10 protein-coding genes and 2 pseudogenes are annotated in these 10846 nt (G+C 60.8%); 9 read left to right on the top strand and 3 right to left on the bottom strand.

The genetic code is table 11. The features are described 5' to 3' along the window. Positions 1-186: 186 nt before the first annotated feature. Entirely contained in the window at positions 187-633 is a 447-nt protein-coding gene (locus tag IHN22_RS11085; protein ID WP_191435371.1) for a GNAT family N-acetyltransferase, read from the bottom strand. A 473-nt stretch (positions 634-1106) separates the two neighbouring features. Here IHN22_RS11085 and IHN22_RS11080 point away from each other — a divergent pair, with 473 nt between their 5' ends. From IHN22_RS11080 to IHN22_RS11060, 5 genes are all read left to right on the top strand, one after another. After that, positions 1107-1862: a helix-turn-helix domain-containing protein gene (locus IHN22_RS11080; protein WP_191435370.1), complete on the top strand. Its 756-nt coding sequence runs from the start codon at positions 1107-1109 to the stop codon at positions 1860-1862. A gap of 127 nt (positions 1863-1989) precedes the next feature. Beyond that, positions 1990-2922: an AEC family transporter gene (locus tag IHN22_RS11075; RefSeq protein ID WP_191435368.1), complete on the top strand. Its 933-nt coding sequence runs from the start codon at positions 1990-1992 to the stop codon at positions 2920-2922. A 129-nt stretch (positions 2923-3051) separates the two neighbouring features. Then, positions 3052-3876 (top strand): hypothetical protein, encoded by an 825-nt coding sequence (locus IHN22_RS11070; RefSeq protein WP_191435367.1) that lies wholly within the window; start codon positions 3052-3054, stop codon positions 3874-3876. After that, positions 3863-5221, top strand: coding sequence for a 23S rRNA (uracil(1939)-C(5))-methyltransferase RlmD (rlmD, locus tag IHN22_RS11065; RefSeq protein WP_191435364.1), 1359 nt, complete (start codon positions 3863-3865; stop codon positions 5219-5221). Before IHN22_RS11070 ends, rlmD begins: the two co-directional genes overlap by 14 nt. A gap of 94 nt (positions 5222-5315) precedes the next feature. Then, complete coding sequence (locus IHN22_RS11060; RefSeq protein WP_191435362.1) at positions 5316-6224, top strand: ADP-ribosylglycohydrolase family protein; 909 nt, start codon at positions 5316-5318, stop codon at positions 6222-6224. A gap of 40 nt (positions 6225-6264) precedes the next feature. Here the strand turns inward: IHN22_RS11060 and IHN22_RS11055 are convergent, their stop codons facing one another. Together IHN22_RS11055 and IHN22_RS11050 are read right to left on the bottom strand one after the other, a co-directional pair. Beyond that, on the bottom strand, positions 6265-6912 hold the full coding sequence (locus IHN22_RS11055; RefSeq protein WP_191435360.1) for a YczE/YyaS/YitT family protein: 648 nt from the start codon (positions 6910-6912) through the stop codon (positions 6265-6267). After that, complete coding sequence (locus IHN22_RS11050) at positions 6909-7340, bottom strand: MarR family winged helix-turn-helix transcriptional regulator (RefSeq protein ID WP_191435358.1); 432 nt, start codon at positions 7338-7340, stop codon at positions 6909-6911. The genes IHN22_RS11055 and IHN22_RS11050 overlap by 4 nt, the downstream gene beginning before the upstream one ends. A 224-nt stretch (positions 7341-7564) precedes the next feature. On the opposite strand from IHN22_RS11050, the pseudogene IHN22_RS11045 reads away from it, so the two are divergent. The 4 genes and pseudogenes from IHN22_RS11045 to IHN22_RS11030 all read left to right on the top strand — a co-directional run. Further along, positions 7565-7795: pseudogene (locus tag IHN22_RS11045) on the top strand (DUF1847 domain-containing protein); the annotation flags it as partial. Between the two features lie 112 nt (positions 7796-7907). After that, positions 7908-9272 carry an MATE family efflux transporter gene (locus IHN22_RS11040; protein WP_191435356.1) on the top strand — a complete coding sequence of 455 codons (1365 nt, stop codon included), beginning with the start codon at positions 7908-7910 and terminating at the stop codon, positions 9270-9272. 173 nt (positions 9273-9445) lie between these two features. After that, on the top strand, positions 9446-9712 hold the full coding sequence (gene rpsO / locus IHN22_RS11035) for a 30S ribosomal protein S15 (protein WP_087188508.1): 267 nt from the start codon (positions 9446-9448) through the stop codon (positions 9710-9712). Positions 9713-9886: 174 nt separating this feature from the next. After that, positions 9887-10846: pseudogene (locus tag IHN22_RS11030) on the top strand (polyribonucleotide nucleotidyltransferase); the annotation flags it as partial.

The raw sequence follows: 10846 nt of genomic DNA, 5'->3' as shown, positions 1-10846 counted from the left end.
TCCTTTCGAATGGTGTGTCGCAACTTCATTCTACCAGAGATCTGCAAACCATGTCTCTTTTTATCCATTTTTAATTTGCGAAACTTATTTTACCTTATCGGTATGCGCCCCGTGGAGGGGTTGCATACCGTCTTTTCCTGCGGGGAGGTCCAAAGTCAGCAAAGCCCGCTGAGGCTTGGGAATTTGTTACTGCATCATCAAGGATAGCTCTATTTCATCTTCGTTTGCTGCTCCGGTCTCTGTAAAGCCTTTGCTTTGATACAAATTCAGTGCCTGGATATTCTCTCTGTTACAGGTTAAGGTGACCCGATTGGAAGAGCCAAAAGGTTTGGATTTGATGTAATCCAGCACCCGATCCAAGGCAGCGCTGCCATAGCCCCGTTTCTGATAGGATTCATCGATCATCATATGCCAGATGTCATATTCAGGGATATCATAATCGTAAATCACCATAACATAGCCAACCATCGTTTCATCCTCATATATTCCAAACGGCTGGCATTGCTCTCTGTAAACATAAGCCTGTGCCAGACTGCGAATCGGATGTGAAACAAAGCGTTCTTGTCCAGGCGCAAGTTTGAGATGAAATGCGTCAATAAAGTTTTCTTCTGTAATTTTTCTGAGATGAATCATAAATTCCTCCATAAATTGTTCTGACTTCATTGATAAGTCGAGTTTGTATGAATATCTATAGAGGACAGAAGATTGCAACAAAAAGCCGTGGTTAAGAAACCACGGCAAAAGATTCTATAAAAAACTAGTATAATACAACCGAGGTCCTCAAAAGATATTCAGATTTTGTGAGCGTTCTGTTATTTCTCATAATTGAGCACCTCGCTTTCCATTAGATTTTATATAATCATACTACCCATCATCCATCATGTCAATAATCTTGCGTTTCTATCTGAATTTACAAGAGAGGGCTGGACCGGGCACCAACCCGTTGGTCACCATCGTTACATATTTTATAGAGCCAGCCCACGCTGTTGAAGCCGACGATCAGGAGCAGACTCAGCAGCATCAGCCCAATCCCCTGCAAGCCGGGCACTCTACCGCTGTTCGGTTGCCAAATTCCCCGCCGTAGGGTATGCTGGAGGGGCGAGGTGATGGACGTGTACGACATGGACAAGGCGGCCTTCGGGGCCTTTGTGGCCGGGCTGCGGAAGAAGAAGGGGTGGACCCAGCGGGAGCTGGCGGAACAGCTCCACATTACCGACAAAGCGGTGAGCAAGTGGGAAACGGGGGCCAGCATCCCCGACACCGCCTTGCTCATCCCCCTGTCCGAACTGCTGGGGGTGACGGTGACCGAGCTGCTGCTCTGCAAGCGGCAGGAGAAACCCCTGGAGCCGGAGGCGGTGGAGGATGTGGTAAAAACTGCCATCCGCTGCGCCGGGGGCAGGCCCAAGCGGGCCTGGCAGGAGAGGAGCCTGTGGCCCCTGTGGTATGTGCTCTCCCTGCTGGCGGGAGGCCTGGGACTGTGGGCCAACTGGGCGTGGACCGGTGTGCCCGAGGCCCTGTGGACCCCGGTGCTGTTGGGGGCCATCTTTGGGGCCTGGTTCTGCTTTTTTACCCGGCTCACTCTGCCGGAGGTCTATGACCGGTACCCCTTGGGCATGGTGCGGGACGGGCCGCTGCGCATGAATGTGCCCGGCCTGAACTTCAATAACCGCAACTGGCCCCACATCGTTACGGTGGGCCGGGCGTGGTCCTGCGCCGTTATGGCGGGTATGCCCCTGCTGTCCCTGGCGCTGGGGCTGCTCTGCCCCACCCTGTGGGAAATGACGCAGATCGGGGTCATCCTGGCCCTCACCCTGGGCGGGCTGTTTCTCCCCCTCTACCTGGTGGGCAAAAAGTATGAATGATCCCGGCAGCCGGCGCGTCTGCGCGCCGGCTGCTTCTTTTTGCGCCGGAGAGGGCCTGCTGCCTTGCCTCTATCCCCATTTAATGATACAATAAAACGAATTTTTGTACAAAAACGAGGGAACGGCAATGGTGGACTATCTGCTGATGGTGTCCTCCCAGGTGGGGACCATGTTTCTGATGATGGCGGCGGGTTTTGCCCTGGCCAAGCGGGGGCTGCTGACCCAGGCGGCCATTCCGCAGATGACCAATCTGCTGCTCACCGTGGTGCTCCCCTGTATGCTGGTAGACTCCATGCAGATCGAGCGGACCCCTGCCCTGCTGGGGTCCATGGGATATACCTCCCTGCTGGTGGCGGGGCTGTACGTGCTCTACTGCCTGCTGTCCATTCCCCTGTTCCGGCGGCAGAACCCCGCTACCGGCAAGGCCCTGCGCTTCGGCACTCTCTACGGCAACGTGGGCTTTATGGGCCTGCCCCTGATTCAGCTGGTGCTGGGTGAGCAGGCCATGGTCTACGGCGTCATCAATCTCATGGTGTTCAACGCCTTTAACTGGAGCCAGGGCGTGGTGCTCATGGGAGGGCGCAGGCAGGTCTCCCTGAAACAGGCCGTCCTCAATCCGGGGATTCTGGGTACGGTGGTGGCCCTGGTACTCTTCCTGTGCGGGATCACCCTGCCCTCCATGGTGGGCAGCGCCGTCAGCTTTCTGGGCAGTATGAACACCCCGCTGGCCATGGTCATCATCGGGGCCCAGATGGCCAACGCCGACTGGCGGGCGGTGTTCCGCAGCCCGGCCATTCTTCTGGCCTGCGGCCTCAAGCTGGTGGCCATGCCCCTGCTCACCGCCCTGATCCTCTACCCCCTCCACCCGGAGCCCGACCTCTACTGCACCCTGGTGCTGCTGGCCGGAGTGCCCACCGCCAGCATTACCGCCATGTTCGCCCAGCGTTATCATCAGGACGTGTCCACCAGCGCCCAGCTGGTCACCGTCAGCACCCTTTTGTCCATTCTCACCCTGCCATGCTGCGGGGTACTGGCCGCCCTCCTCAGCGGCGCGGCCTGAGGGCCGGAATGGTCACAAATGTTTACAGAATGCGTTTTTCCATTTACGGCACAGGGGTGCGGGTGTTAAAATGTCTAAATCATCTCATGCGCCGGGCGGCCTGCCGCCCACAGTACAATGGAGGTTACCATGAAAAAACAGACCATTCTGACCGGGGCTGCCGCCCTGGCTCTGGCCCTTTTTTTGACCGCCTGCGGCGGACAGGCTCCGGAGGTCACCCCCTCCCCCACGGTTGAGCCCACCCCCACGGCTACCCCCAGCCCTACCCCCACGCCTACGCCGGAACCCACCCCCACCCCCGAACCGCCCCAGTGGGGGGAGCAGGTCTTTACCCAGACCTATACCGCCGGGGACGGCACCCAGGTCATGACGGTGCGCTATACCCTGCCCATGGTGCAGAATACCGACACCTGCCCTGCCGGCGATGTGATCAACGACTGGTACAAGGCCGACGGCGCCAGCCGCATGGAGAGCGCCGAGGCCAACTATGAGCAGGTGGTGGCGGACTGCGACGTGTCCAAGGCCGCCGGCTTCTCCTTTACGCCGGTCACCGAGGAGATGAGCTATGAGGTGGTGCTCTCCACCGATCAGGTCATCAGCATCCGCCGCACCTGGTACATCAACAGCGGGGCGGCCTACCCCACCGTGTTTGAGCTGGGGGAGAACTTTGATCCCCAGACCGGCATCAAGCTGACCTTTACCGACTTCTTTACCGACGCTCAGGCCGTGCAGGACCGGGTGGTGAAGGCCTTCCTGGCCAGCCCGGAGCTGTCCGCCGGGGACTTTACCCAGGCGGCTGTGACAGCGGCCTACCAGCCGGAGCAGTTCTGCCTCACCTCCGACGGCTATGTGTTCTGGATTCAGGGCAACACCCTGACCGGCATCCACTCCCCGGTGGAGGTCACCATTCCCTATGATACGCTGAAGGACGTGAGTATGTATGCAGCCCAATAAGCCTCTGGAAGGCCATACCTATCCCCTGCGCATCGAGGGCTACAGCAGCGACGGCGCCGGTGTGGCCCGGCTGGACGGCATGGTGGTGTTTGTCCAGGGGGGCGTCCGGGGCGAGCTGTGCCAGGTGCGGCTCACCCATGTGGGCCGCTCCGCCCTGTGGGGCGTGGTGCGGGAGATCACCGAACCCTCCCCTGCCCGGATCACCCCCGACTGTCCCTATTATGACCGCTGCGGCGGCTGCGCCTTCCGGCACATCACCTATGCCGAGGAGCTGGAGGCCAAGCGCACCCGGGTGGAGGACTGCCTCCGCCGTCTGGGGGGCGCGGATATCCATGTGACGGAAATTCTGGGGGCCGCCCGGCCTGACCGCTACCGCAACAAGGCACAATTTCCTGTTGCCCCCGGCCCCCGCATCGGATTCTACCAGTCCCGCACCCACAAGGTGGTGGATGTGAAGGACTGCCTGCTCCAGAGCCAGGCGACCGCCCGCCTGCGGGGGGCGGTGAAGGACTGGATGATGGAGTATTCCATTCCGGCCTATAACGAGAAGGCCAGGACGGGCCTGGTACGCCATGTGTATGTCCGCACCAACCGCCGGGGGGAGAGCCTGTGCTGCCTGCTGGTCAACGGCGTGGGGGTCCCCCGGGAGAGCGAGCTGGTGCACGTCCTCCGGGCGGCCGAGCCCGGCCTGGTGGGCATCGTGCTGGGGGTCAACAAGAGCCATACCAACGTGATTTTGGGGGACTCCTACCGCACGCTTTGGGGACAGGACTTCCTGTCCGACACCCTGTGCGGCTCCGACTTCCGCCTGTCCGTCCCCTCCTTCTATCAGGTCAATCCCGACCAGACCGAGGTGCTCTACGGCAAGGCGGTGGAGCTGGCTCAGCTCACCGGCACCGAGACCGTGCTGGACCTGTACTGCGGCATCGGCACCATTTCCCTGGTGATGGCCCGGCAGGCCGGTATGGTGTGGGGGGCCGAGGTGGTGCCCCAGGCGGTGGACGACGCCATTCAGAACGCCCGCCGCAGCGGCATTGAAAACGCCCGGTTCCTGTGCGCCGACGCCGGCGAGGCCGCCCGGCAGCTGGCCCGGGAGGGAGTGCGCCCCGACGTGATCTGTGTGGACCCGCCCCGGAAGGGGCTGGCGGAGGACGTGGTGGCCACCATTGCCCAGATGGCTCCCCAGCGGGTGGTCTATGTGTCCTGCGACCCGGCTACTCTGGGCCGGGATGTGAAGCGGTTTGCCGCCCTTGGGTACAAGCTGGACACCGCCACCGCCGTGGACCTCTTCCCCCGCACCGTTCATGTGGAGACCGCCGCCCGGCTGGTGCGGGACGGTCTGTGAGCCGCCCAGGCCCAGGATGTCGCCTGGTATGCGACCCGCCGCCCCTTAAGGTGCGGTATACTCTCACCATCAAGTTTGATTGGGAGGTATCCCTATGTATGGTGCGTTCATCGGCGATATCGTCGGCTCCAAATACGAATTCAACAACATTAAGACAAAGGATTTCCCGCTGTTTTCGCCGGGCTGCGATTATACGGACGACTCCATTATGACCGCCGCCGTGGCCCAGGCCATCCTGCTCCGTCAGCAGGAGCCGGAGAACCACCGGGATTTTTCGGGGCTGCTGGTGGAGGTAATGCAGGACTTCGGCCGCAGATATCCCCATCCCACCGGCGCCTACGGCGGACGCTTTGCCGACTGGCTCCGCCGGGAGAACCCTGCGCCCTACGGCAGCTACGGCAATGGTTCCGCCATGCGGGTCTCCCCCTGTGCCCTGGCGGCGGTGACACTGGAGGAGGCGCTGGAGTTGGCCCGGGTCAGCGCCGCCGTCACCCACGACCACCCGGAGGGGATCAAAGGTGCGGAGGCGGTGGCCGCCGCCCTCTTCCTGGCCAAGACGGGGGCCTCCAAAGAGGAGATCCGGCAGTATGTGGCCGAGCATTTTTATTCCCTGGACTTTACCCTGGATTCCATCCGGGCAGACTACCACTTTGACGTGTCCTGTCAGGGCTCGGTGCCCCAGGCCATCGTGGCATTTCTGGAGTCCGCCGACTTTGAGGACGCGGTCCGGGGCGCCGTCTCCATCGGCGGCGACTGCGACACCACCGGAGCCATGGCCGGTTCCATCGCCTGGACCTACTACACCGTGGAGGCCGGTGGAACGGAGGCCTGGGTCCAGGGCCGTATCCCTCCCGCCATGGAGGGGATCCGTGCCCAGGCGGACAGCCTTCTCCCCCAGGAATTCATCCACATCGCCAGCGCTTTTCACCAGCTGTGCCGTCGCCGGTGGGAGGACTGGCAGAGCAGCGGCGCCTGTGCCCCCATTTTGTCTCCCTGTCCTTAAACAAAAGAGCGCGGACCTGTCAGGCAGGTCCGCGCTTTTTTTATGATGTGGCTTTTGCGGGATCGGGATGGAACAGCAGCCGGGTGGCCTGCTTGGATACCAGACCCACGCATATTGCCGCGGCCACGGTGCCTTCCCGTACCCCGGCCAGATGACCCAGGAAGATCACACCCAGGATAATGGACAGAATCACCAACGTGCAGTCAAAGCAGACCTTGATTCTGGGGAAGGGGAGGCGGAAGGTTTGGCAGACAGCCAGAATCAGCCCCTCACCGGCCAGAGTTACCAGGCCGGCGTTGACCTCGCAGCTGACCCCCACTCCCACCAGCAGAATGCCCACCAGGCAGAGCAGTATCGATTCCGGATAGGAGGTCACCGGGATGGGCTGGAGGGCCCATACGGCGAAATCGGTGAGGTAGCCGAACAAGATGGCCACCGGCAGCTGGGTCAGCTGGACGGGATGGTAATTCCGCCGCAGGAGCAGAATTTGAAGCAGAATGAGGACGCAGTGCATGGCGATGGTGGCAACGCCCACCGTCAGGGGAGTAAACAGGCTAACCACATAGGGCAGGCTGGAGATGGGAGAGGTGCCCAGCCCGGCCTTGATGGAGAAGGCCACCCCGAAGGCCATGATGAGCAGGCCCACACAGAGGGTGAGCAGCCGCTGGCCGAAACGGGCAGTTCTCATACCTGGTCACCCGCCTCTCTCAGGGCGGAGCGGCAGAATTTGTCCAGCAGGACCCGCAGCTGCTCCACCTCTTCCCCGGTCATGTCGGCGGAGGCCAGCTGCTCCTGAGCCTGAAAGATGCGCTCGATGCCCAGGGCGGCCTCCCACCCCAGCGGCGTGAGGGTCACATACAGGGAGCGGCGGTTCCCCTCCCGGTTGCCCCGGGTAATGAGCCCGGCCTGCTCCATCCGCAGCAGAATGTTTCCTACTGTGGCCGGCTCGATCTCACAGAAGTCGGCAATGGCCTTCTGATTGTTTTCTCCGTGGAGCAGCAGATATTCCAGCACCTTGGGCTGGCCGGGAGACAGGCCGATCTCCTGGGCCCGGGTGATGATCTGGCGGTTCAGCATGGTGTGAGCCTTCATGAGCAGGTAGTGGAGCGATTCCATAGGTTCTCCTCCATATAATAATGATACTTATAATAATATTACTTATTATAGGGTTGCCCGATTGGACTGTCAAGCCCGGCGAAAAAGGGGCCTGGGGGCTTTACAACCGGTATATTTTGTATTTAAAATAAAGAAAACGCCCTGACGGGCGGTCCATACCCTGGGAAAGAAGGATCATAATGGAAGAAAAAGCTTGTACACGCAGCTGTATTGACTGCGGTTCCGCCGCCTGCAACCCCATCTTTCAGGCCAAAATGCTCAACGCCGCGGGGACTCAGCTCAATATCGTGGTGGGTCTGTGCGTAGGTCACGACAGCCTGTTCTACAAATACTCCGACGCTCTGGTCACCACCCTGGTGGCCAAGGACCGGGTGCTGGGCCACAACCCCGCGGCCGCCCTGTACAACGCCGAGTCCTACTACAAGGCCAAGGTGTTTGGGCCGGAACGAGTATAACTGCAAAAGGCAAGGGGCGGCAGATGCCGCCCCTTGCCTTTTGCGGGGAAACCGTGTACAATCCTCTTGCGGCTCTGGCCGCGTCAGTTTACTTTTTCTGGAGGGATCTGTCATGCGTCTGGCCCGTCCCGTGGGCGATATCACCCAGGGCGTGATCTGGAAACAACTATTAGCCCTATTCTTTCCCCTGTGGTTCGGCACCTTCTTCCAGCAGCTGTACAATACGGTGGACACGGTGGTGGTGGGCCGGTTTGTAGGCAAGGTGGCCCTGGCTGCCGTGGGCTCCACCGGCGTCATCGTCAACCTGACCGTGGGCATTTTCACCGGCCTGGCCGCCGGCGCGGTGGTGGTCATCGCCCAGCGATACGGCGCCCGCCAGGGGGAGGAGGTCCACAGGAGCGTCCACACCGCCATGCTTCTGTCGGTCATTATTGGGGCGGTCTTTACCGTGGTGGGCTTTGTGCTGACGCCCTGGGCCCTCCGGGCCATGGAAACCACCGCCGACGCCCTGCCTGGGGCCATCCTCTATCAGCGGATCTACTTCCTGGGCATGATCCCCAACGTGATCTACAACATGGGCACCGGCGTGCTCCGGGCGGTGGGCGACTCCAAGCGTCCCCTGTACTTCCTCATTGCCGCATCCCTGTGCAACATCGTGCTGGACCTGCTGCTGGTGGTGGTCATTCCCCTGGGGGTGCTGGGGGTGGCCATTGCCACCGTGGCTTCCCAGGTGCTGTCGGCGGTGCTGGTGGTGATCTCCCTCATGCGCTCCCAGGGCGCCCCCTTCCAGCTCTTCCCCAGCCAGCTCAAGCTCCACCGGCAGCCCATGTCCGCCATTATGAAGGTAGGCGTGCCCACCGCCCTCCAGTCGGTGATGTACTCCGCCTCCAACATCGTCATTCAGGCCTGTATCAATTCCTTTGACACCGACGCGGTGGCCGCATGGACGGCCTACGGCAAGATGGACATCCTGTTCTGGATGACCATCACCGCCCTGTCCCAGGCCCTCACCACCTTCGCCGGGCAGAACTACGGGGCGGGCAAATACGACCGGCTGAAAAAGAGCGTAAAAATCTCGGTGGGCATGAGCGCCATCATCACCATTGCCATGAGCGCCTTCCTGGTGCTGCTGGCCCGGCCCATCCTGTCCATCTTTACCCCCGACCCCGACGTGCTGGAGATCGGCGTGGAGATGGTAGTCTTCCTGGCTCCCTGCTATGTCACCTATATTCTGGTGGAGCTGCTGCCCGGCGCCATCCGGGGAGCGGGCAAGTCCCTGGTGCCCATGCTCATCTCGGTGTTCGGCGTGTGCGGCCTGCGGCTGCTGTGGCTCTTCCTGGTGGTGCCCCAGTACCATACCATCGTCATGGTGGAGGCCAGCTACCCCATCACCTGGCTCACCACCTCGGTGGCCCTGCTGATCTATTATAAATTCGGCAAGTGGCTGAAGGAGCCGGAGGCGGCTTTGTACCGCTGAAAAAGCAAAAAAAGACCCCAAATTTTCCGAATGAATCCTTTACAATGGGGCCAGACTATGATAAACTATCTAAGTCTGTGAACAGACGATATTTACCCCGGACTTCGTCTCCCGGCTTACACCGGCCGGTCACGCAGCCCGCGGGCACATTGATTGAAAGGTGGAACCTAACCATGATCCGTAAGGACGAAAAGACTGCTGTTATCGAAGCCAACCGCACTCATCCCACTGACACCGGCTCTCCCGAGGTGCAGATCGCCATTCTGACCGCCCGCATCCAGGAGCTGACCGAGCACCTGAAGATCCACAAGCACGACAACCACAGCCGCCGCGGCCTGCTGAAGATGGTCGGTAAGCGCCGCAAGATGCTGGACTACCTGATGGCCAAGGACATCGAGCGCTATCGTGCCATCATTGCCAAGCTGGGCATCCGTAAGTAATTATGTATTGAATAGGGGTGGCGCGGACCTCCGTGCCACCCCTTCTTCCCACTCCTCAGAGCATACTTTTAGCAGTTGAATCTGGGCCTGACGGCCTGCGGACCCGGATTCAAGTGCTAAAAGAGTCAGGCTCTGGCGGGTGGGGAAACACCAATGAAAAGGAGGATTTTCCCCATGTCAACCGTGATCAAGCACAAGGAATTCACCAACCGTCATGTGTACAAGACTGAGGTGGCGGGCCGTCCCCTGACCATCGACGTGGGCAAGGTGGCCGAGCTGGCTACCGCGTCCGCCATGGTCACCTATGGCGAGACCACCGTGCTGGTGGCTGTCACTGTGTCCCCCCGTCCCCGGGACGGCGTGGACTTCTTCCCCCTGAGCGTGGACTTCGAGGAGAAGCTGTACGCTGTGGGCCGTATCCCCGGCTCCTTCATGCGCCGTGAGGGTCAGCCCTCCCTGCCCGCCGTGCTGGCTTCCCGCGTCATCGACCGGTCCATCCGGCCCCTCTTCCCCTACGACTTCCGCAACGACGTGGTGGTCACCGCCACCGTCATGAGCGTGGATCGGGACTGCTCTCCCGAGGTCACCGCCATGATCGGCGTGTCCGCCTGCCTGGCCTTCTCCCCCATTCCCTGGGCTGGCCCCATCGGCTGCCTGGAGGTGGGCTATGTGGACGGCCAGATCGTCATGAACCCCACCAACGAGCAGAAGCACAACTCCCAGCTGGACCTGACCGTGGCCGCCACCGACAAGAAGGTCATCATGATCGAGGCCGGCGCCAAGGAGCTGCCCGACGACATCATGTATGATGCCATCGTCAAGGCCCACGAGGAGATCAAGGCCCAGGTGGCCTTTATCAACCAGATCGTGGCTGAGATCGGCAAGGAGAAGATGACCTACGATCACGCCGACTTCGATCAGGAGCTGTTCGACAAGATCGTGGAGGCTACCATGGACGAGGCCAAGGCCGCCATGGACACCGACGACAAGAACGTGCGTGAGGAGCGCTGGAACGCCCTTATCGAGCACTGGCATGAGCTCTTCCTGGAGGACTATCCCGAGATGGACAAGTACCTGGAGGAGATCACCTACAAGTTCCAGAAGAAGATCGTCAAGGCCTGGCTGCTGGAGGGC

This window comes from Flavonifractor sp. An112 (genome assembly GCF_904377885.1).
Taxonomy (GTDB): domain Bacteria; phylum Bacillota; class Clostridia; order Oscillospirales; family Oscillospiraceae; genus Flavonifractor; species Flavonifractor avicola.
This window is presented reverse-complemented; position numbering and strand designations above follow the sequence as displayed.